Below are 21,391 nucleotides of genomic sequence, written 5' to 3'. Positions count from 1 at the left end.
CATGGCTGAGGTTTTGAACTTCGAGCACAACGGCATCACCGTGAATGCCACCGAATCCCCCGAGGCCATGGGTGGCCTGGGCGACAACGTTATCGGCCTGGTCGGCACTGCGCCGAACGCCCACGCGTCGATCCCGAAAAACGCGCCGTTTCGTATCAACAGCTTCACCACCCAGGCGCTGCTGGACCCGACCGGCGCTGAGTCGGGCACGCTGTTCCAGGCCGTTTACCAGATCCTCAAAGTGGTGAAGGTGCCGGTCTACGTGGTGATCGTGGAGGAGGGCGCAACCCCGGCCGACACCGTCAACAATGTGATCGGCGGCAATGAGCCAGCCACCGGCCGCAAGCTGGGCCTGGCGGCCCTGAGCAGCGTCCCGGAAGACCTGACCATCATCGGCGCGCCAGGCTTCACGGGCACCAAGGCTGTGGCCGGTGAATTCGCCTCTTTTGGCAAGCGCATCAAGGCGCGTGTGGTGCTGGATGGCAAGGACGTGTCCGTCGCCGACCAAGTGACCTACAGCGGCGAGCTGGGCGGTGCCGACCTCGGCTTCGACCGTTGCCTGCTGGTGCACAACATGCCGTCGGTGTACTCCAAGGCAGCCAAGAAGAATGTGTTCTTGTCGCCATCGTCGCTGGCCATCGCCGCTTTGGCCAAGGTCAAGCAGTGGGAAAGCCCAGGTAATCAGGTGACGTTCGCCGAGGACGTTTCCCGCGTGGTCGAGTACAACATCCTCGACACGTCCACCGAAGGCGACCTGCTCAACCGTTATGGCGTGAGCTACTACGCGCGCACCATTCTTGGCGGTTTTTCGCTGCTGGGTAACCGCTCCATCACCGGCAAGTTCATCAGCTACGTGGGCCTGGAAGATGCGATCAGCCGCAAGCTGGTCAAGGCTGGCCAAAAGGCCATGGCCAAGAACCTCACCAAGTCCTTCATGGACCTGGAGGTCAAGCGCATCAACGACTGGCTGCAAACCCTGGTTGCCGACGAAACCATCCCCGGCGGCAGCGTGTACCTGCACCCGGAATTGAACAGTGTCGAGAAGTACAAGAACGGCACCTGGTTCATCGTCATCGACTACGGCCGCTACGCGCCGAACGAACACATGATTTATCAACTCAATGCCCGCGATGAAATCATCGAGCAGTTTCTGGAGGACGTTCTCTAATGTTTACCAACCGTGTAAGACAGGCCATTGCGGCCACCCTTCAAGGCCTGCCGTTGTCCGCGACCGTGGAAGAGTTCACCCCGCCGAAGATCGAGTTCGACATGGAAGCCATGTCCGGTGGGCGCTTCATCGCTGAGGAAATGGCCAAAAGCGGCAAGGTGCTCAATGCCACGCTGGTGCTGCAAGGTGCCGGCCCGGAAATCATGCTGGCCCTCGGCGTGCGCTTGGGTGACGACATCCTGCTGAACGTGCGTGAAGCCGGCCAGGACCAGGATGGCAAGACGTACTTCACCTATCACACCGTCGGCGGCAAGTTGAAATCCCTGCAGGAGGCGAAGCTGAAGATGGGCGACAAGGCCACCACCACGCTGGAGCTGTCCTGCCGCACGTACAACCGTTTGGAAAACGGCATTTCGGTGATCGACATCGACGTGCGCACTCAGAAGTTCGTGCTCAACGGTGTCGACATTCTCGGCGATGCGCGCCGCGCCGTATTGATGCCTTAACGACGACGGTGATCTGAAGTGGGCACAGTCAATGTGGGAGCCGGGCTTGCCCGCGATGCAGGCTACTCGGTGTGTCTGGTGTACCGAGGTGATGCCATCGCAGGCAAGCCCGCTCCCACATTGACCGTGCTCGCCCTGAGATTTTCAAACACGCACTACAAGGAATTGCCCCATGGCCTGGATGCCACCGCTGCATATTCTGCTGTCTCCGATCACCGCCGACACCGGCGCGACGATCCAGCAGGTTCAACTCAAACCGCTGTACTACGCCGCGCAAAAAGCCGCGCTGGCCCGGGCCGGTGATGACGAGGACGACCAGTTCTTTGAACTGGCGAAACTCGCCACCGGCCTGTCGGAAAAAGAACTCGACCAACTCAAGCGTCCGGACTACGTGAGCATCGCCCAGTACGTGCATGAAATGTCGACGCGCCCTGCGTCGTTCTTTCTGAAGGCGCACGAAGAAGCGTCCCACGACAAGTCGGTCCAACTGCTCCTGCCCCTCGACGCCGCTGGCCGCTCGCTGACCGAACTGCCCCTGGAAATGCCCGCCCTGCGCGCCACCAAAGTGATGAAAAAACTCGCCACCAATAAAGAGCGTGCCGAGTTCATCACCGCTCACTGCACCGGCTTGATGATCCCTGACCTCGCCGGCCTGACCGTACCCGATTGGACGGAATTGCAGGAGCGTATCGACGATTTTTTAAATCAACCGGCGGACTTCTTTCGGCGCGCGACATCGAAGTGATCCTCGATGTGGTGCCGCTGATTTACTCGGTCAATGAGGCGGAAATCCTCGACTGGGACGCCGGCAAAGCATTGCGCCGCTACGACATTGCGATCACTCGCCTTGGCGTTAAACAGGAGTAAGCGGGATGCAAGAGACTCAATTTCAGACCAGGCTTGCTCAGCAAGATAAGCGCTGGATGCTCGGCGATGCGGATCTGGGCAATGTGCTGGCACCGTTTTCCGTACGCCTTGCCGCGCCTGTCAGTCTGAATGCTGCGCCGCAGCCGCAGCCGCAGCCGCAACCACAGTCGCAGTCGCAGCTCAGCTCGGCACTGGTCACCGTCAGCGTGGACATCAACGCCTTGACCCTGGAGCAAGTGCGGCTGCGAGAGACACTGGAAACCCTGACCAGTACGTTATTCATTACGGGCGCTACGCTGGCGGGCACGGTGGGCGGCACCGCTGCCAGTGAAGCGAAAAACACATCGAAAGGACAAGCGCCTGCCGACGAATCCTCACTCATCAAGTTTCTCAAGTGGTCGGGAGAAGGCCTGACGGGTTCGTTCAGAACCAAGGTTTCAGACAAGACCATTGAGGGCACGCTTGGCAGAGTTCCCGGCATAGGTGCGTTGTTCAAGGGCGCCAGCAAGGGCAATGATGGCTGCTGCCCAGGCGTCAGCGAGGCGCTGCGTGGGCGCGAGCGTTTTGGGCCCAAAAACACGCCGGCGCGCAAAGGTGCGGGCAGATCAAGGTTAGCGGGGTGGAGGAATACCTCCAGCAAAACAACCAGCGGGTTCACCGCGACGGTGCGCAGCCTGTTCGAGAGGGTTGGGAAGGCATTTGAAGGCCCGCGATTGGGCTTTCATAGCGGTGCATCGACTCAAGGGGTATCCCCGCGCCCGAGTCAGCCGCCCAATCGGCTGGGGGCCAATGCCGCGCGCAATCTGGCGCCAGGCAAGGGCGTCGGATTGATTGAGGCGTTGGATCGAGGCTTGGTCCCGATGCCCGGCCAAGTGAGCGCGAATCCGCCCCAGCCTGCGTCACCCACGCCGTTGAACCGTGCCGCGGGTGCTGTTCCCAGCGTGTCAGCGCCGGCAACCTCTCGGCTGGCGAACGCCATGACACGGCTGGGATCAGTCGGCGCCCGCCGCCTCGGCCCGTTGAGGTATGCCGACACCGCCATCAATGTGATCCAGGGCGTACGCAATGGCGACGCAAAAGCTGTCGGTTCAGGCCTGAGCTCAGCCGGTGGCGCCTGGGCCGGTGCCTCCGCTGGCGCCGCTATCGGCACGCTGGTTTTCCCCGGTGTCGGCACTGCGATCGGTGGCGCCATCGGCGGCCTGCTCGGCAGTGAAGCGGGCGCCTGGCTGGGCGATAAGTTGTTCAGCTCAAGCGATCGCTTGCCTGCACCCGCGGCGGTGAGCAAAGAGCTCAACAGTGCGCGCACAGACAACGTGCAAGTCACCCTCGCCCCGAGCATCCAGATCACGGGCGTTAACCCCGCCGATGCCCAGCACGTCGTCAACCAAGTGATCCAGGCCCTGCAATTTCAATGCATGCCGATGGTCACCGACAGCCTGGGGATTCGGCGCAACGCGGCACTGGCCGATCCTTCAGGAGGTGATTGATGCGACAACAAATGGTCCTCGGCGACTTTATCTTTGGCTTGTCCCGAGGCTTTGCCTATTCGTCGCTGATACGTACCAGCGACGGCGGCTGGAGTGACCTGGCGATTATTGCCAGCAAATCTCAGTCGCGGCAGAGCGGCCAGAAGCTGGAAAAACTCACGTTCAGCGGCATGGCCATGTACGCCATCGGCATGCAGCGCCTGGATGAATTGCGTGCGCTGCAAAATGCGCGGGCGCCATTGCCCCTGGTCGATGGCATCGGCCGTAACTGGGGTCTTTGGCGGATCAATTCGGTGGCGGAAACCCAGAGCAATGTGATCGACGACGGCACCGCCATGCTCATGAACTGGACCATGGAATTAGAGGAGTTCGTCAATGCGTAGAGTACGAAGTATTGCCGGTGATTCGGTCAACCTGCTGCTCTACCGCGAGGTGGGGCGTTGCGATGACGCGGCGGAAGAAACCCTCTGGCGCCACAACCCCTTACTGGCCGAATACGGCCCGGTACTGCCGGCCGGTGTGTGGGTGATCGTGCCTGAAATGCAAGCGCGGCCCGCTGCGGTACGGCCTGTTCTGGCCTGGGATTAAGGAGGCTGCATGGCACAGGGATTCACACCCATCGTGGAGTTTTACGGCGCCAACGCGGCGCTGCTTAATCAACGGCTGATGCACTGGAGCCACACTGACGCTGCCGGCATTAAGGCGGATCGGCTGGAGCTGACACTTAATATTGAAGGACTGGAAGGTTTGCCCACCCTGAGCGGCAAGATCGGCTTGCGTGCTGGTTATCTGGAGTCGGGCTTGGTGGAAAAGGGCGAGTTTGTCGTCACCCAACGTACCCCGGTGCTGTTTCCCATGCGCTTGATGATCGTGGCCACCGCCGCGCCCTTCAGTGTGGTCGATGCCACGGGTTACCGTCAGCGTCGATCCGCCAGCTACGGTCCGACAACGCTGGGCGCGCTGTTTCGTCAGTTGGTCAGCCCTCACGGCTTTTCACCACGGGTGGCACCCGCGCTGGAGGGGATTGCGATCGCGCACATCGACCAGTCCAATGAAAGTGACATGGCGTTCATTTCGCGCCTTGCCAAACTCTACTCTGCGGTCACCAAACCGTTTAACGAACTCTATGTGTTGGCCGAAGCCGGTCGAGCCAATTCGCTCTCCGGCCAGCTACTGCCGCAGGTGAAGCTGTCCGTGACGCAAGACAACCGCCCCGGTGAACAGAGCTTCATTACCGCCAAACTCGACGAAACTTCCCGCGCGAAATACGCAGGTTGCCGCGCCAGTTGGTGGGATGCCGGCGCTGGCAAGCAGCGTGTGGTCCAGGTGGGAAATGCGCCGTTCAAAACCTTGCGCCAACGCTACCAGAACGAAGCCGAAGCGCGCGCCGTTGCCGAAGGCGAACTCCGTCGTGTGGGGCGTGAAGATTTGAAATTGCTGATCGATTGCCCAGGCAATCCATTGTTGGCCGCCGAAGGGTTGTTAGTGCTCGATGAGAGCTGGCCGTCCTATATGCAGGGGCGCTGGTCGATAAATCAGGTGGTTCATGTCGGCGATCCAGTGACGGGCTATCGCAGTTCGATCACGGCGTATGGGTTGTCGACATAGAGGTTTTTGAGGGTAAAACCAATGCTGATAACACTCCCCCAGTTGCTTGGCGTTATGCCGGGTGCCCGCCTTAGAGCGGGCGTTTTTTTAACACCTTTAAATGGGGCTTTCGTTCGTTTCGAGATAAACCGTGCAAAGCGCATCGCTGCCTTCCTCGCCCAGATCGGTCACGAATCTGGCGAGCTGCGCTACCTTCGCGAGCTGGGCAGCGATCAATACCTGAGTAAATACGACACTGGCACCTTGGCTGCCCGCCTGGGCAATACCCCCGAGGCGGACGAAGACGGCCAGAAGTATCGGGGCCGGGGGCTGATCCAGATCACCGGGCGTCGTAACTACCTCGCCTGCAGCCTGGCGCTGTTTGATGATGATCGCCTGCTGCGCCAGCCCGAGCTGCTGGAGCAACCGCAGTGGGCGTGTGAGTCCGCTGCGTGGTTCTGGCAGAGCAACGGTTTGAACGAACTCGCTGACAGGGACCAGTTCACCACGATTACCCGGCGCATCAACGGTGGGCTCAATGGCCTGGAAGACCGTTTGCAGTTGTGGGCACGGGCGAAAGCGCTGTTATGCGCATCCTAGAGGCGGGCCGCTGGGTCGGTGTTTTCTTGCTGATGGCGGTGGCATGGCAGGTGCAGGGTTGGCGTTATGGCGTGCAGCTCGAGCAGCAATCGGTTGAGCATGCCCAGGCACTCAGCCAGCAACGCGAAGCGTACGTGCATCAGCAGCAGGCAGAACACGACAAACGGCTGGCCCTGGAGCAACAACTCAGCGCGAGCGACCAACAACATGCTCGGGAGTTGAGCGATGCCCAACATAACCAAGCTGCTCTGCGCGACCGCCTGGCCTCTGCTGATGTGCGCTTGTCAGTCCTACTCGACGCCACCGGCCCCACCATTGGTTGCCCTGTGCCAACCTCCACCACCCCCGGCGGCGTGGTTCATGCAACCGCGCGAGCCCGACTTGACCCGGCGCATGCTCAACGAATTATCGCCATCACCGACGACGGTGATAACGCCCTGATCGCCTTGCGGGCCTGCCAGGCGTATGCGCGCGCCGTCGGGCGTTAGCATCTTGATCCAGTCTGTGGCTTGCGCGAGCGATTTGCTCCTGTAGGGTAGGCAAATCCCCGCCTACTTCTGGAGACGACCGTGAAGGAAATCACTCAACTGGCCGCTGAATTGGGTCGCCGCTTGCAGGTGCTCAATGCCCACGTCACCACCGCTGAGTCCTGCACTGGCGGGGGCATTGCCGAAGCCATCACGCGGATTCCGGGCAGTTCGGCCTGGTTCGAGGCCGGTTATGTCACTTACTCCAATCGACAGAAGACGCGGCAATTGGGTGTTCCAGACGACCTGTTCCCCAAGGTCGGCGCCGTCAGCCAGGAGGTGGTGGAGGCAATGGTCCGAGGCGCGCAGGAAAAAAGCCTGTCGCGCTTTGCCGTGGCGGTCAGCGGCGTGGCGGGCCCCGACGGCGGTTCGCCGGACAAGCCGGTGGGCACCGTTTGGCTGGCCTTTGGCGTTGGCGAAGAGGTGACGGCGGAGCTGGCGCACTTCCCCGGCAACCGTGACGAGGTCCGCCGACAAACGGTAAAAGCCGCGTTAGAGGGCTTGTTGCGACGAGCTGCAGCAGAAATAGAAAATCAGGGGTAGGCGATCTTCGATCTTTGTGGAACAATACTGTCTACTTATACAGGTGTTGGCCGTCAGGCCTTATTGATTGCGTGAGGACTTTAATGGACGACAACAAGAAGAAAGCCTTGGCTGCGGCCCTGGGTCAGATCGAACGTCAATTCGGCAAGGGTGCCGTAATGCGTATGGGCGATCACGACCGTCAGGCGATCCCGGCTATTTCCACTGGCTCTCTGGGTCTGGACATCGCGCTCGGCATTGGCGGCCTGCCAAAAGGCCGTATCGTTGAAATCTACGGGCCTGAATCTTCCGGTAAAACTACCCTGACTCTGTCGGTGATTGCCCAGGCGCAAAAAATGGGCGCTACCTGTGCCTTCGTCGACGCCGAGCACGCCCTCGACCCTGAATACGCCGGCAAGCTGGGCGTCAACGTTGACGACCTGCTGGTTTCCCAGCCGGACACCGGTGAGCAAGCCCTGGAAATCACCGACATGCTGGTGCGCTCCAATGCCATCGACGTGATCGTGGTCGACTCCGTGGCGGCCCTGGTGCCCAAGGCTGAAATCGAAGGCGAAATGGGTGACATGCACGTGGGCCTGCAAGCCCGTCTGATGTCCCAGGCGCTGCGTAAAATCACCGGTAACATCAAGAACGCTAACTGCTTGGTGATCTTCATCAACCAGATCCGTATGAAGATCGGCGTGATGTTCGGCAGCCCGGAAACCACCACCGGTGGTAATGCGCTGAAGTTCTACGCTTCGGTCCGTCTGGACATCCGTCGTACTGGCGCGGTTAAAGAAGGCGACGAGGTTGTCGGTAGCGAAACCCGCGTTAAAGTCGTTAAGAACAAAGTGGCCCCGCCTTTCCGTCAGGCTGAGTTCCAGATTCTCTACGGCAAGGGTATCTACCTGAACGGCGAGATGATCGACCTGGGTGTGCTGCACGGTTTCGTCGAGAAGTCCGGCGCCTGGTATGCCTACAACGGTAGCAAGATCGGTCAGGGTAAGGCCAACTCGGCCAAGTTCCTGGCGGACAACCCGGATATCGCTGCCACGCTTGAGAAGCAGATCCGCGACAAGCTGCTGACTCCAGCACCTGACGTGAAAGCTGCAGCCAACCGTGAACCGGTTGAAGAAGTAGAAGAAGCCGACACTGACATCTGAAGCAAACGATGACTGTTGTACTGGATACACTCGTCGCCGTTCGGCGTACTGCAATGGACCTGCTCGCTCGGCGCGAGCACGGTCGAGTCGAGCTGACGCGTAAACTGCGTCAGCGCGGCGCAGAGCCTGAGATGATCGAAACTGCCCTCGACCGCTTAACGGAAGAAGGGCTGCTATCGGAAGCCCGTTATCTCGAAAGTTTTGTCTCCTACCGAGCGCGCTCCGGCTATGGCCCCGCGCGAATTCGCGAAGAGCTTAGCCAGCGCGGTCTGCAACGCGCCGATATAGATCTTGCCCTGCGTGAGTGCGGTATCAGTTGGCAGTCGCAGCTCGAAGATACCTGGCGCCGCAAGTTTGCCGGCCATCTGCCGATTGATGTCAGGGAGCGTGCGAAGCAAGGTCGTTTCCTAAGTTATCGCGGGTTCTCGATGGAGATGATCAGCCGACTACTGAGTGGCCGAGACATGGACGATTGACCAGGACGATAGGCGAGCTTTTGTGGCGAGGGAGTTTGCTCCCGCTGGGCCGAGCAGCAGCCCCATTCGCTTCATTGCAAGGTCACCAGAGGCACCACAAAAAAGGCCCACTATGAAAATAGTGGGCCTTTTTTTTTGCTTTCAAAACGTCACGCCGGCTCAGGCGTCACTCGCTGCTGTGCCTTCCCCTGAGCCTGTGCCCAGTTCTCCGGTAAGTTGATGTAATCCACCAATTCGCGAAGACGGCCCTGATCACGCCCATTGAAATTGAACACCAACCGCGTCAAATGGCCGAACCTCGGCTCATCATGTTCTTCACCCGTATACGCCTGCTGTTGGAACTCCCCGCTCAGGCGCAGGCTGGCAAACTCGCTCTGCAAGTGGGCGAGGGCACGCTCGCTGAGCGGGTGATTCATGCGCACCACAAACTCGCGCTTCAACCAGCGCGTGGAGTGAAAATTGGCGTAGAACTGATTGATCTCGTCCACCGCCTCTTCAGCGCTGTACACCAGGCGGACCAGCTTGAGGTCGGTGGGCAGGATGTAGCGATTGGCTTCCAGCTGGCTGCGGATAAAGTCCAGTGCGCCTTGCCAGAACCCGCCGCCCGGAGCATCCAGCAGTACCACCGGCACCAGCGGGCTTTTGCCGGTCTGGATCAAGGTGAGGACTTCCAGCGCTTCATCCAGTGTGCCAAAACCGCCTGGGCACAGCACCAATGCATCGGCTTCTTTGACGAAGAACAGCTTGCGGGTGAAGAAGAAGTGGAAGGACAGTAGGTTTTCGGTGCCGTCGATGGTGGGGTTGGCGTGCTGTTCGAACGGCAGGGTGATGTTGAACCCCAGGCTGTGTTCCAGGCCGGCGCCCTCGTGGGCTGCTGCCATGATGCCGCCGCCACCGCCGGTGATCACCATCAGCTCTGATTGCGCCAACTTGGCGCCGACATCGCGGGCCAAGGCGTACAGCGGGCTTTCGACCGGCGTTCGCGCTGAGCCAAATACCGTCACCTTGCGGCGGTCCTTGAACTGTTCCAATACGCGGAACGCGTTATCCAGTTCGCGGATTGCCTGCAAGGTTATTTTGGCGTTCCAGCGATTGCGGTCGTCTTGGGCCATGCGCAGAACGGTGAGGATCATGTCACGATATAGGGGGATATTCGGGCTTTGGGGAGCGATCAGCTGGAGTTGCGCATCGACCTGCTGTGTGAGGTCGGTCCCGTGTTCTTCAAAATGACGGAGCAGGTGGTCATTCGATTCGTAAGGCATTCAACTTCTCCTTCTTCACAGAACCTGGGCCATCGGCGAGATAGTCGTCCGCGGCCACGACACTGCATGTGTCGCTGCATGCCACAAGCTTGCAGGGTGTTCGCCGAGTGGCAAGGCGGGCTCTGTATGTTCCTTGTGATTTGGAAACCTTTGCACTGCAAATCGCAGGAGGGCAACCTTCTTTTGCCCTGAAAATGTTACAGAGCGGCGTGAAAAACGCGATGGAAGGGCTGCCGGGATAACGTGATCATGAGCCGAAAAACCCTTGACTGGCAACCGGTTATTGGCGACACATCAGGGAGTTTAGCTGTTGTCTGGCATAGGCAGCGAGGGACGTGCGCGCCACAGGACAGCAGCGCGCGACGGTGGGGCGTCTATTACTTTTTCTTCTTGGCTGCCGCAGGTGCCGGGCAATCCGCTTCTACAAACTTGACCGACGCCACTGGGCGGTTGGTCTTGTTCTCGGTGATTTCGTAGCGCATCACCGCGCCCTTGGCCATCAACTCGCGGTAACCCTTGTTCAGGCACACGCTCTGACCCAGCTGGAAATACACGGCCTTGGGGTTGGCGCGCATCTGTTCAGCGCGGTCAGGTTGCACACTGAGGTGATCGATCAGTTGCATGCCTTCAACGGTGTAGGCCACTTCCAGAGTTTTTTCGTCGATTTCCCGGGGCAGGTCCTTGTTGCTTTCAGCCGCGACGCTTTGCAGCTTGCGGTTCATTTGGGCCTCCAGCAGCGAGGCCGCGTGGGCGCCCATAGGCAACACCAACGCAAGGGCGACGGATGGGGCGACAACGCGCAGCATGGAACGCAGCATGAAACTCTCCTGATTCGGTTACTGGTGCATAGACCAGCCACTGCGCTGTGCGTTCAGTGGCGCGCAATTATAGGTGAGCCCTTGCCACTACAGCCAGGCGTATCGCTCAGAAGTGCGGATGGCTCTGGTAAACTGCGGCCACTTAAAGCCTGCCTCGAGTTCCCTCAGTGTCGATTTCCCCTTTCATGGGTTGTACCCGATGAGCCATGCCGTCTCCCGTTTGCGTACTCAGCGCCTGGCGCGGGCCGTGCGGCCTTTTCTCAACCGTGGTTCGCGCGCCCAACGCTGCCCCGGCTGTCGGGTAATTCCCGAGTATTGCCTGTGTGCCTGGCGGCCGAAGGTAGAAGCTCGCTCGGCCATGTGTCTGCTGATGCACGACGTTGAGCCGATGAAACCCAGCAATACCGGCTGGCTGATCGCCGATGTGATCGAAGACACCACCGCGTTCGCTTGGTCGCGCACCGAGGTCGACCCCGAACTGTTGACCTTGCTGGCCGACCCGCAATGGCAGCCCTATATCGTGTTCCCCGGCGAATTCGTCGCGCCTGAGCGGGTCGTCGGCGAAGTCACGGTGCAGGCTGGCAAGCGCCCACTGTTTATCCTGCTGGACGGCACCTGGAGCGAGGCACGCAAGATGTTCCGCAAAAGCCCCTACCTGGAACACTTGCCGGTGCTCAGCCTGGCGCCCGAACAGCTGTCGCGCTACAAGCTGCGCCGCTCCAAACGTGATGACCATTTCTGCACCGCCGAAGTCGCGGCGTTGTGCCTGGAGCTGGCCAACGACCAAGCCGCCAGTGAAGTGCTGGACGCCTACCTCGACGTCTTCAGCACCCATTACTTGGCAGCCAAGTTCCAACTACCGCTGGACCCGACGGACATCGTCCATACTCGCCTTACACCCTATATCCCGGTGCTATAACCACACGACGTTTGCATGATGGCACCGTAAACCCGCGGCCCGCTAGAATGCCCGCGGGCGTAGTGCTTGACCCTCTAGGCTACGCTGGGCATGCTGGGCGCCGATTGGGGCGTAAGCGTGAATTTTCAGCGTCGTTGCAGGTGTTTTTGACGTTGAGCATGCCCTGTGGTGATGGCTGCCTGGCCGTTGCCTTGTGTACTGGCGAACCCTGAACCCATCAGGGCTGCCATAAAAACAGGATCATTTAATCAATGGCCACATACGAAATCCTGATAGCTGATGACCACCCACTGTTTCGCAGTGCGCTGCATCAGGCCGTAACCCTGGGCCTTGGGCCGGACGTGCGCCTGGTCGAAGTGGCCAGCATTGCTGAGCTGGAAGCCCGTCTCACCGAAAAATCCGACTGGGACCTGGTGTTGCTCGACCTCAACATGCCCGGCGCCTACGGTTTCTCGGGGCTGGTACTGTTGCGCGGGCAATACCCGCAGATTCCGGTGGTGATGGTCTCGGCCCAGGAAGACGCTGACGTGGTGGTGCGCTCCAAGGAGTTTGGCGCCAGCGGCTTTATTCCCAAGTCCAGCGGTATAGAAGATATCCAGAAAGCCGTGCGTATGGTGTTGGACGGTGACGTGTCCTGGCCGCCGCAAGCGTTCGAAGAAATCAACGTGTCCGACGAAGCCAAGGCTGCCCGGGATGGCCTTGCCAGCCTGACACCCCAGCAGTTTCGAGTACTGACCATGGTCTGCGAAGGGTTGTTGAACAAGCAGATTGCCTACGAGCTAAGCGTGTCTGAAGCGACCATCAAGGCCCACGTTACGGCGATTTTCCGCAAGCTGGGCGTACGCACGCGCACTCAGGCAGCGTTGCTCTTGCAACAACTTGAGTCAATTTCGCAGCATTAAGTTGTTACTGATTCACGCTTTTTTGACTTTGCGTGATCTAGTTTCCCCCACTCCTTTGGTTCAGTTGCCTACATCTATGTCGCCTTTCAAGGGTCAAACCGGTATCAAACGTATCTTCAACGCAGGTGGTTATTCCCTGGATGGCCTGCGTGCGGCTTTCACTGGCGAGGCAGCATTCCGTCAGTTGGTATTGCTCAACGTGATCCTGATCCCGCTGAGCTTTTTCCTGCACGTCAGCCGCGTCGAGCGCGCCTTGTTGATCGCCGTGTGCTTGCTGGCGTTGATCGTCGAGTTGCTCAATTCAGCGGTGGAAGCCGCCATCGACCGGATCTCTCTCGACCTGCACCCGCTGTCGAAAAACGCCAAGGACATGGGCAGCGCCGCGCAATTCGTCGCGCTGACCATGATTACCCTGGTGTGGGCCGTGATTCTGATCTGAGGCTCAGGCAATGCTCGGCAGCACGATCTCGTCGCTGCGCTGAACCCCGGCGGTGAAGGCGCGGCACAGCTCTAGAAACTCGCGCATCGCCGACGTTTGGTACTTCTGTTTATGCCAGATGAAGTAGAACTGGCGCGCCAGGTCCAAGTCCGGGGTTTCCACCGGTACCAAGCTGCCACGGCGAAACGCATCGCGCAGTGCCAACCGGGAAATACAGCCAATCCCCAACCCTGACTCCACCGCACGCTTGATCGCCTCGGTGTGTTCCAGCTCCAGGCGGATATTCAGCGCGCTGCGGTGATGACGCATGGCTTGGTCAAAGGTCAGCCGCGTGCCGGAGCCTTGTTCGCGCAGTATCCACGCTTCGTGGGTCAACTCATCCATGCTCGCCACGCCGCGTTTGGCCAAGTGATGCTGCGGTGCGCAAAAAACTACCAGCTCATCTTCGACCCAGGTTTGTACCTCGATGTCCGGGTGGCTGCAGTCGCCTTCGATTAGACCCAGGTCAATTTCGTAGTGCGCCACCTGGTGCACGATATGTGCAGTGTTCTGCACGTGCAGCTTCACCTGGCTTTCGGGGTGCTGCTGCATGAAGCTGCCGATCAGCAGCGTGGCCAGGTAATTGCCGATGGTCAGGGTGGCGCCGACCGCCAGCGAGCCGAAGCCGGACTTGCCGTTGAGCAGGTCTTCGATCTCCTTGGCCTGGTCCAGCAGCGCCACGGCCTGGGGCAACAACTGATGGCCGAGGGCATTGAGGCTCAGGCGTTTGCCCGCGCGGTCGAATAATTGGCAGCTGGATTGACGCTCCAGCTCGGTAATCGAGGTGCTGGCGGCGGATTGCGATAAGGCCAGAAGGCCAGCAGCGCGTGAGACGCTTTCCTGCTGGGCGACGGCGACGAAGACTTGCAGTTGACGGAGAGTAAATCGCATATCGATATAACCGATAACCCTTATCTTAATAATCCAGTTAACAGATATTGTCGCCGCCATTAGAATGCTGTGCAATTGCGCATCCAACATTTTGGCGCAGACCCATTTCCAGGAGTCCCCCGTACATGAGCAACATGAACCACGAGCGTGTCCTCAGTGTTCATCACTGGAACGACACTCTGTTCAGCTTCAAGTGCACCCGCGACCCGGGCTTGCGCTTCGAGAACGGTCAGTTCGTGATGATCGGCCTGCAACAGCCTAATGGCCGCCCGCTCATGCGCGCTTACTCCATTGCCAGCCCGAACTGGGAAGAGCATCTGGAGTTCTTCAGCATCAAGGTGCCTGATGGCCCGCTGACTTCCCAATTGCAGCACTTGAAGGAAGGCGACGAGATCATCATCAGCAAAAAACCGACAGGCACCCTGGTGCTTGACGATTTGAAGCCGGGCAAACACCTGTACCTGCTCAGCACCGGTACGGGCCTCGCGCCATTTATGAGCGTGATCCAAGACCCGGAAACCTACGAGCGTTTCGAAAAAGTGATCCTGTGCCACGGCGTGCGTTACGTCAACGAAGTCGCTTACCGCGAATTCATCACCGAGCACCTGCCGCAGAACGAGTTCTTCGGCGAGGCCCTGCGTGACAAGTTGATCTACTATCCGACCGTGACCCGTGAGCCATTCGAAAACGAAGGCCGTCTGACCGACCTGATGCGCAGCGGCAAGCTGTTCAGTGACATCGGCCTGCCGCCAATCAACCCCGAAGATGACCGCGCCATGCTCTGTGGCAGCCCAAGCATGTTGGACGAGACCAGCGAAGTGCTGAACAGCTTCGGTCTGAAAGTTTCGCCACGTATGCGTGAGCCGGGTGATTACTTGATCGAGCGTGCGTTCGTCGAGAAATAAACGCTGATCCAAATGAATGTGGGAGCAGGCTTGTGTGGCAGCTCCCACATTTGTTTTCGGCGTTTACTTGGCCGCAATGACTTCCAGCACACAAATCACCCCAACCTCGGGATAGTGCCACCGCACATCCACATCCCAGAACTGCGCGCCATATTCGCGCTCCGGCCCCGGCGTTTGATACGCCGGCCGTGGATCCTGCGCCAGACACTGTTCGATTAAGGCCACCAATGGCTCGTCAAGGCGCTGCGCATGGCCCTGTGCCTGTTGCAGGGCAGTCTTCAGCCACTGCACGGGAATCAGCTGCGGCGCACTGCTGGCGACACGGTTGGTGGCACCGTCGATAATGTCGGCGTACGGTACATACGGCTTGATATCCAGCACTGGCGTGCCATCAAGCAAATCTATCCCCGAAATCCACAGCCGGCCCGGCTCGACCTTGTCCAGTTTCACCACGGACTGGCCAATGCCATTGGGCCGATGGGTGGCGCGAGTGGCGAACACGCCCATGGACGTGTTGCCGCCCAGGCGCGGCGGGCGTACTTTCAGGCGCGGCTTGTCTTCCAGGGCTTGATGGAACAGAAACAGCAACCAGACATGGCTGACCTGCTCCAGGCCCTGCACCGCCTCACCGCTGTCGAACGGCGCCACCAGCTCCAGCACGCCACGGGCGGCCGGTGCCAGTTGCGGTTGGCGTGGGATGGCGAACTTCTCCTTGAAGCAGGAGCGCACGAAACCGACGGGCGAGACGTTGTAACTCATGGCTTACGCACGAACCCGCAGGGTCAGGCCCTTGAGGAAATTACGCAGCAACTGGTCGCCGCACGTACGGTAGTTGGTGTGACCGAACTTGCGGAACAGTGCGCTCAGCTCAGGCTTGGATACCGGGAACTCGGCAGCCTTGAGGATCGCGTGCATGTCGTCTTCTTTCAGTTCGAAGGCCACGCGCAGCTTCTTGAGGATGATGTTGTTGGTCACCGGGGTTTCGATCGGCTGCGGCGCACGGCTTTCGTCCTTGCCGCGCTTGAAGATCACCAGGCCATCGAGGAAGTGGGCCATGACGTCATCCGGGCAGAACACAAAGCCTTCTTCCTCGTCTTTCTTGAGGTAAGTCAGCAGGTCTTCCTTGGTCACGTCCATACCGCCGAGCTTGATGATCTCGACCATCTTGTTGTCGCTGATGTCGAGCATGTAGCGCACGCTGCGCAGTACGTCGTTGTGAATCATGATGGGTAATCCTGGTATTCAACTGAGGGCACCGCGCACATGTGTCGGTGCCGAGAAAAGGAGGGGCGGCTTAGAACTTCTCTTTGCCGGACAGGTAACGCCATTGGCCCACCGGCACTTTGCCGATGGACACACCGCCAATGCGGATGCGGCGGATGGCGATGACTTTTAAGCCAACGGCTTCGCAGAACAGGGCGATCACGCCCGGTTGCGGGTTCTTCATCGCAAAGCGCAGGCGGTTTTCGTTCTGCCAGCTGGCTTTCACGGCCGGCAGCTCTTTGCCTTTGTAGGTCAGGCCGTGGTTCAGGCGGTTGAGGCCGTGGGCAACCATGTCGCCTTCAACCTCCACCACGTATTCCTGCTCGATCTTGGCGGCATCGGCGGTCAACTTGCGCAGAATCTTCCAGTCTTGAGTGAACACCAGCAGGCCGCTGGCCTTGGCTTGCAGGTCGGCACTGGCGGTCAGGCGCAGGAAGTGGCCTTTAAGCGGGCGTTTGCTGAAACGGTGTTCTTCCGACAAGGTTTCGGCGCTGATCGAGGCCATGGCCGTTTCGGCATCCACACCCACCGGCGCGTGCAGCAGAATGGTCACCGGCTCCGGCGCAGTGGCTTGCGCCTCTGGGTCCAGCTCGACCTTTTGGGTGGTGATCTTGAACTGCGGCTCGTCGATCACTTCGCCGTCCACCGAGACCCAGCCGCCTTCGATAAACAACTCGGCCTCCCGACGGGAGCAACCGACCAGTTCGATAAGGCGTTTGGAGAGGCGTATGGGGTCAGTCATGACAAGGGCCGTAGCAAAAGGGGGCGGCTATTGTACCTGTGTGGGCGCGGTTAATCCCGGCCCCATTTCAGCACGGTGCTTTATTGGTCAATACAGGCTTCAAAATGTGTGGGGTCAGCCACTGCGTAGATGTTGCTGCTGACGCAGACGCATGTGCAGCAACGGGTACGGCTGGCCCAGACCATCATGTTCCGCACGTCCGATCACTTCGAAACCCTGTTTGAAGTAAAAGCCCACGGCCTGGGGGTTCTGTTCGTTGACGTCCAACTCATCGGCATTCATGTGCTCGATCGCATAACGCAGCAGCTGTCGGCCCAGGCCCTGGCCACGGTACTGCGGGTCGATAAACAGCATTTCGATCTTGCCCGCTGCCACCCCGGCAAACCCGGTAATACGTTGGCGAGCGTCTTTGGTGCAGATCAGCATCACCGAGTCCAAGTAACGTTTCAGTACCAGGTCCTTAAGCAGGACGATGTAGCTGTCCGGCAAGAAATCGTGGGTGGCTCGCACCGAGTCTTCCCAGATCTGCGCCAACTGCGCGTAGTCGCTGATTTTAGGTGTGTGGATAACTGAACGCTGACGCATGCCCGCTGCCCCTTGCCGATGATTGGCGCCAATGGGCAAACGATAGACCTAAAATAGCCCCGCATCTTGTCCAGAGGCGGGGCTTTTTCATTTTTTTACACGTCAGTGACGATCAGTCGCGCTTTTGCGCCCACAGGTCGTATTCGTCCGCGTCAGTCACCGTGCACCAGACTTTGTCGCCCGGCTTCAAACCGCTGGCATCGTCGATAAACACGTTACCGTCGATCTCCGGCGCATCGAAGAAGCAACGGCCAACTGCGCCTTGCTCGTCGACTTCGTCGATCAGCACTTCGATTTCCTTGCCGATGCGCAGTTGCAGGCGCGCCGAGCTGATCGCCTGCTGGTGCGCCATGAAGCGCTCCCAACGGTCTTGCTTGACGTCGTCCGGTACGATGGCAGCGTCCAGCAGGTTGGCCGGAGCGCCTTCCACCGGTGAGTACTGGAAACAGCCGACGCGGTCCAGCTGCGCTTCGGTCAGCCAGTCCAGCAGGTACTGGAAGTCTTCTTCGGTTTCGCCGGGGAAGCCGACGATGAAGGTCGAGCGGATGATCAGCTCCGGGCAGATCTCGCGCCAGTTCTTGATGCGCGCCAGGGTCTTGTCTTCAAAGGCTGGGCGTTTCATCGCCTTGAGGATTTTCGGGCTGGCGTGCTGGAACGGGATGTCCAGGTACGGCAGGATCTTGCCGGCGGCCATCAACGGGATCAGCTCGTCCACGTGCGGGTACGGGTAAACGTAGTGCAGGCGTACCCATACGCCCAGGCTGCTTAGGGCTTCGCAGAGCTCGGTCATGCGGGTTTTCACCGGCGCGCCATTCCAGAAACCGGTGCGGTATTTAACGTCAACACCATAGGCGCTGGTGTCTTGGGAGATCACCAACAGCTCTTTCACGCCGGATTTGACCAGGCGCTGGGCTTCGTCGAGTACGTCACCGACCGGGCGGCTGACCAGCTTGCCGCGCATCGACGGGATGATGCAGAAGCTGCAACTGTGGTTGCAGCCTTCGGATATCTTCAAGTACGCGTAGTGGCGCGGCGTCAGCTTGATGCCTTGCGGCGGCACCAAGTCGATCAGCGGGTTGTGGTCCTGACGCGGCGGCACTACGTCGTGCACGGCATTAACCACTTGCTCGTATTGCTGCGGGCCGGTCACGGCCAGCACGCTCGGGTGCACATTACGGATAGCGCCTTCTTCCACGCCCATGCAGCCGGTGACGATGACTTTGCCGTTTTCCTTGATGGCTTCGCCGATCACTTCCAGCGACTCAGCCTTGGCCGAGTCGATGAAGCCACAGGTGTTGACCACCACCACGTCGGCGTCCTGGTACGTGGACACGACGTCATAGCCTTCCATACGCAGTTGCGTGAGGATGCGCTCGGAGTCGACCAGAGCCTTCGGGCAACCCAGGGATACAAAGCCGACCTTGGGGTTGGCTTTTGCGATGGTGGTGGACATGTCTAACCTCGGTATTGAATGACGCCGCCGCCATGAAGGGCAGGGCGGCGGACGGGCACTTAACGCGCCTCTGATCAAAAAGTGCGCAATTCTAGCGATGGGCAACGCACTTGACCAGCTTTATGCAGGGAAATGCGACGAGTGCTGCGCTATGCTTCGCGCCGTTGCCATGGGTAAAACCCTTGGGTCAATAAAACGTCTGTTACGAGAAGTAAAACAGCGCATGCTACGGTCAGCTTAGACGCGTTGTTTATAAAAGACCTCAGGTCAAAGGGCAGGAGTGGTTGATGGGTCAGGCAAATAGTCAGGCAGCAGGTGCCGAGCACTCCAATGCAAAGCCGATTGGCATGCTGGTGGCGGCGGTCGGGGTGGTTTACGGCGATATCGGTACCAGCCCGCTCTATACCCTTAAAGAAGTGTTCACCGGCGGTTATGGGGTTCAGGTTAACCATGACGGCGTTTTCGGCATTCTGGCGCTGATTTTCTGGTCGCTGGTGTGGGTTGTGTCGATCAAATACGTGCTGTTTATTTTGCGCGCGGACAACCAGGGCGAAGGCGGCATCATGGCCCTGACGGCATTGGCGCGGCGGGCGGCGGCGCCGTACCCCAAGTTACGTTCGGTGCTGGTGATCCTCGGCCTGATCGGTGCGGCGTTGTTTTACGGCGATAGCATGATCACCCCGGCGATCTCGGTATTGTCGGCGGTCGAAGGTCTGGAGCTCGCCTTTGATGGCCTTGAGCGCTGGGTGGTGCCACTGTCGTTGGTGGTGCTGGTGGGCCTGTTCCTGATTCAGAAACACGGCACCGACCGCATCGGCAAGCTGTTCGGGCCGGTGATGGTGGTGTGGTTTCTGGTGCTCGGTGGCCTCGGTGTACACGGGATTGTGCAACACCCTGAGGTGCTCAATGCGCTGAACCCGGCGTGGGGCTGGCGTTTCTTTGTGTCCCATCCGGGCATAGGCGTGGCAATCCTCGGCGCCGTGGTGCTGGCCTTGACGGGGGCCGAAGCGCTGTACGCCGACATGGGGCACTTCGGCCGCAAGCCGATCGCCCGCGCCTGGTTCGCTCTGGTGCTGCCGGCACTGGTGCTCAATTATTTCGGTCAGGGCGCTTTGCTGCTGGAAAACCCCGAAGCGGCGCGTAACCCGTTCTATTTGTTGGCGCCGGAGTGGGCGTTGATCCCGCTGGTGGCACTGTCGACCCTGGCCACCGTCATTGCCTCCCAGGCGGTGATTTCCGGCGCGTTCTCCTTGACCCGCCAGGCGATCCAATTGGGTTACATCCCGCGCATGCACATCCAGCACACCTCGAGTGCCGAGCAAGGCCAGATTTACATCGGTGCGGTGAACTGGTCGCTGATGGTCGGCGTGATCCTGCTCGTGCTGGGCTTCGAATCTTCGAACGCCTTGGCCTCGGCCTACGGCGTGGCAGTGACCGGCACCATGCTGATCACCAGCATCCTGGTGTCGGCGGTGATGTTGTTGCTGTGGAAATGGCCACCGGTGCTGGCGATTCCGGTGTTGATCGGCTTCTTGTTGGTCGATGGCCTGTTCTTCGCCGCCAACGTGCCGAAAATCTTGCAGGGCGGTGCCTTCCCAGTGTTAGCAGGGATTGTGCTGTTTGTGCTGATGACCACCTGGAAACGCGGCAAAGAGCTGTTAATGGACCGCCTCGACGAAGGCGGGCTGCCCTTGCCGATCTTTATCAGCAGTATCCGCGTGCAGCCGCCGCATCGTGTGCAGGGTACCGCCGTGTTCCTCACCGCGCGCCCGGACGCCGTGCCCCACGCGTTGTTGCACAACTTGTTGCATAACCAGGTGTTGCATGAACAGGTGGTGATGCTGACGGTGGTCTACGAAGATATTCCGCGCGTGCCCGCCTCACGGCGCTTTGAGGTGGACGCCTATGGGGAAGGCTTCTTCCGGGTGATCCTGCATTTCGGCTTTACCGACGAGCCTGACGTGCCCGAGGCGCTGAAGCTGTGCCATCTGGAAGACCTGGATTTCAGCCCGATGCGTACCACCTACTTCCTCAGCCGCGAAACGGTGATCGCCTCGCGCATCAAGGGCATGGCCCGTTGGCGTGAAAGCTTGTTTGCCTTCATGTTGAAGAATGCCAACGGCAACCTGCGCTTCTTCAAGCTCCCGGTAAACCGGGTGATCGAGCTGGGCACCCAGGTCGAAATGTAAGTCACTGCAACACGGGAGCCGGCAATCGGCTCCCGCTTTCCGTCTGAACCCTGTGCAATCCACTGTTGTCGACTAGGCTCT

General features: G+C 59.6%; 26 protein-coding genes. 18 read left to right on the top strand and 8 right to left on the bottom strand.

The window, feature by feature from the left end:
- Position 1 precedes the first annotated feature (1 nt).
- The 13 genes from FW764_RS13525 to recX all read left to right on the top strand — a co-directional run bounded on the left by FW764_RS13525 (position 2) and on the right by recX (position 8,903).
- The gene (locus FW764_RS13525; RefSeq protein WP_446434351.1) at positions 2-1,168 is read left to right on the top strand and encodes a phage tail protein; all 1,167 of its coding nucleotides are present in this window, start codon (positions 2-4) and stop codon (positions 1,166-1,168) included.
- The gene (locus FW764_RS13520; RefSeq protein WP_083359882.1) at positions 1,168-1,674 is read left to right on the top strand and encodes a phage major tail tube protein; all 507 of its coding nucleotides are present in this window, start codon (positions 1,168-1,170) and stop codon (positions 1,672-1,674) included. The genes FW764_RS13525 and FW764_RS13520 overlap by 1 nt, the downstream gene beginning before the upstream one ends.
- 172 nt (positions 1,675-1,846) lie before the next feature.
- Positions 1,847-2,419 (top strand): phage tail assembly protein, encoded by a 573-nt coding sequence (locus FW764_RS13515; protein WP_446434350.1) that lies wholly within the window; start codon positions 1,847-1,849, stop codon positions 2,417-2,419.
- Entirely contained in the window at positions 2,416-2,541 is a 126-nt protein-coding gene (locus FW764_RS13510) for a hypothetical protein (protein WP_017844653.1), read from the top strand. The genes FW764_RS13515 and FW764_RS13510 overlap by 4 nt, the downstream gene beginning before the upstream one ends.
- A gap of 5 nt (positions 2,542-2,546) precedes the next feature.
- Complete coding sequence (locus FW764_RS13505; RefSeq protein ID WP_446434349.1) at positions 2,547-4,028, top strand: tail tape measure protein; 1,482 nt, start codon at positions 2,547-2,549, stop codon at positions 4,026-4,028.
- Positions 4,028-4,411, top strand: a complete 384-nt coding sequence (locus tag FW764_RS13500) for a phage tail protein (RefSeq protein WP_446434348.1) — start codon at positions 4,028-4,030, stop codon at positions 4,409-4,411. Before FW764_RS13505 ends, FW764_RS13500 begins: the two co-directional genes overlap by 1 nt.
- Positions 4,404-4,616, top strand: coding sequence for a tail protein X (locus FW764_RS13495; RefSeq protein WP_305458262.1), 213 nt, complete (start codon positions 4,404-4,406; stop codon positions 4,614-4,616). The genes FW764_RS13500 and FW764_RS13495 overlap by 8 nt, the downstream gene beginning before the upstream one ends.
- A gap of 9 nt (positions 4,617-4,625) precedes the next feature.
- Positions 4,626-5,636 carry a phage late control D family protein gene (locus FW764_RS13490; RefSeq protein WP_446434347.1) on the top strand — a complete coding sequence of 337 codons (1,011 nt, stop codon included), beginning with the start codon at positions 4,626-4,628 and terminating at the stop codon, positions 5,634-5,636.
- 21 nt (positions 5,637-5,657) lie between these two features.
- Entirely contained in the window at positions 5,658-6,215 is a 558-nt protein-coding gene (locus FW764_RS13485) for a glycoside hydrolase family 19 protein (RefSeq protein ID WP_446434346.1), read from the top strand.
- Positions 6,203-6,703, top strand: coding sequence for a lysis system i-spanin subunit Rz (locus FW764_RS13480; protein WP_446434345.1), 501 nt, complete (start codon positions 6,203-6,205; stop codon positions 6,701-6,703). Before FW764_RS13485 ends, FW764_RS13480 begins: the two co-directional genes overlap by 13 nt.
- 81 nt (positions 6,704-6,784) lie before the next feature.
- Positions 6,785-7,285, top strand: coding sequence for a CinA family protein (locus FW764_RS13475; RefSeq protein ID WP_446434344.1), 501 nt, complete (start codon positions 6,785-6,787; stop codon positions 7,283-7,285).
- An 83-nt stretch (positions 7,286-7,368) separates the two neighbouring features.
- Positions 7,369-8,427 carry a recombinase RecA gene (gene recA, locus FW764_RS13470; protein WP_048720087.1) on the top strand — a complete coding sequence of 353 codons (1,059 nt, stop codon included), beginning with the start codon at positions 7,369-7,371 and terminating at the stop codon, positions 8,425-8,427.
- 8 nt (positions 8,428-8,435) lie between these two features.
- A complete protein-coding gene (gene recX / locus FW764_RS13465) occupies positions 8,436-8,903 on the top strand; it encodes a recombination regulator RecX (RefSeq protein ID WP_446434343.1) in 468 nt (155 codons plus the stop codon).
- Positions 8,904-9,052: 149 nt separating this feature from the next.
- Here the strand turns inward: recX and FW764_RS13460 are convergent, their stop codons facing one another.
- Together FW764_RS13460 and FW764_RS13455 are read right to left on the bottom strand one after the other, a co-directional pair.
- A complete protein-coding gene (locus tag FW764_RS13460; RefSeq protein ID WP_446434342.1) occupies positions 9,053-10,165 on the bottom strand; it encodes an LOG family protein in 1,113 nt (370 codons plus the stop codon).
- Between the two features lie 377 nt (positions 10,166-10,542).
- A complete protein-coding gene (locus tag FW764_RS13455) occupies positions 10,543-10,983 on the bottom strand; it encodes a PA3611 family quorum-sensing-regulated virulence factor (RefSeq protein ID WP_094949925.1) in 441 nt (146 codons plus the stop codon).
- A 199-nt stretch (positions 10,984-11,182) separates the two neighbouring features.
- Here FW764_RS13455 and FW764_RS13450 point away from each other — a divergent pair, with 199 nt between their 5' ends.
- The 3 genes from FW764_RS13450 (at position 11,183) to FW764_RS13440 (ending at position 13,243) form a co-directional block, all read left to right on the top strand.
- A complete protein-coding gene (locus tag FW764_RS13450) occupies positions 11,183-11,902 on the top strand; it encodes a tRNA-uridine aminocarboxypropyltransferase (protein ID WP_446434341.1) in 720 nt (239 codons plus the stop codon).
- A 251-nt stretch (positions 11,903-12,153) separates the two neighbouring features.
- Positions 12,154-12,804 (top strand): response regulator transcription factor ErdR, encoded by a 651-nt coding sequence (gene erdR, locus FW764_RS13445; RefSeq protein ID WP_446434340.1) that lies wholly within the window; start codon positions 12,154-12,156, stop codon positions 12,802-12,804.
- 76 nt (positions 12,805-12,880) lie between these two features.
- Positions 12,881-13,243, top strand: a complete 363-nt coding sequence (locus FW764_RS13440; RefSeq protein WP_094949927.1) for a diacylglycerol kinase — start codon at positions 12,881-12,883, stop codon at positions 13,241-13,243.
- 3 nt (positions 13,244-13,246) lie between these two features.
- Here FW764_RS13440 and FW764_RS13435 read toward each other — a convergent pair whose 3' ends face one another.
- The gene (locus FW764_RS13435) at positions 13,247-14,173 is read right to left on the bottom strand and encodes a LysR family transcriptional regulator (RefSeq protein WP_010212678.1); all 927 of its coding nucleotides are present in this window, start codon (positions 14,171-14,173) and stop codon (positions 13,247-13,249) included.
- A gap of 125 nt (positions 14,174-14,298) precedes the next feature.
- Between FW764_RS13435 and fpr the strand changes: the two genes are divergently transcribed.
- Positions 14,299-15,078 (top strand): ferredoxin-NADP reductase, encoded by a 780-nt coding sequence (fpr, locus tag FW764_RS13430; RefSeq protein ID WP_003189055.1) that lies wholly within the window; start codon positions 14,299-14,301, stop codon positions 15,076-15,078.
- 63 nt (positions 15,079-15,141) lie between these two features.
- Here the strand turns inward: fpr and tsaA are convergent, their stop codons facing one another.
- From tsaA to rimO, 5 genes are all read right to left on the bottom strand, one after another.
- The gene (tsaA, locus tag FW764_RS13425; protein ID WP_446434339.1) at positions 15,142-15,837 is read right to left on the bottom strand and encodes a tRNA (N6-threonylcarbamoyladenosine(37)-N6)-methyltransferase TrmO; all 696 of its coding nucleotides are present in this window, start codon (positions 15,835-15,837) and stop codon (positions 15,142-15,144) included.
- A 3-nt stretch (positions 15,838-15,840) separates the two neighbouring features.
- Positions 15,841-16,302, bottom strand: a complete 462-nt coding sequence (locus tag FW764_RS13420; protein ID WP_083359865.1) for a DUF1456 family protein — start codon at positions 16,300-16,302, stop codon at positions 15,841-15,843.
- Positions 16,303-16,372: 70 nt separating this feature from the next.
- Positions 16,373-17,083 carry an rRNA pseudouridine synthase gene (locus FW764_RS13415; protein ID WP_446434338.1) on the bottom strand — a complete coding sequence of 237 codons (711 nt, stop codon included), beginning with the start codon at positions 17,081-17,083 and terminating at the stop codon, positions 16,373-16,375.
- A gap of 114 nt (positions 17,084-17,197) precedes the next feature.
- On the bottom strand, positions 17,198-17,668 hold the full coding sequence (locus FW764_RS13410; protein WP_446434337.1) for a GNAT family N-acetyltransferase: 471 nt from the start codon (positions 17,666-17,668) through the stop codon (positions 17,198-17,200).
- Between the two features lie 112 nt (positions 17,669-17,780).
- On the bottom strand, positions 17,781-19,121 hold the full coding sequence (gene rimO / locus FW764_RS13405; RefSeq protein ID WP_446434336.1) for a 30S ribosomal protein S12 methylthiotransferase RimO: 1,341 nt from the start codon (positions 19,119-19,121) through the stop codon (positions 17,781-17,783).
- Positions 19,122-19,408: 287 nt separating this feature from the next.
- Here rimO and FW764_RS13400 point away from each other — a divergent pair, with 287 nt between their 5' ends.
- The gene (locus FW764_RS13400; protein WP_446434335.1) at positions 19,409-21,310 is read left to right on the top strand and encodes a potassium transporter Kup; all 1,902 of its coding nucleotides are present in this window, start codon (positions 19,409-19,411) and stop codon (positions 21,308-21,310) included.
- The last annotated feature ends 81 nt before the right edge of the window (positions 21,311-21,391 follow it).

It is taken from the genome of Pseudomonas sp. 1152_12 (assembly GCF_052850675.1).
The sequence above is the reverse complement of the archived record's forward strand: the minus strand, read 5'-3'. Positions and strand labels throughout refer to the sequence as shown.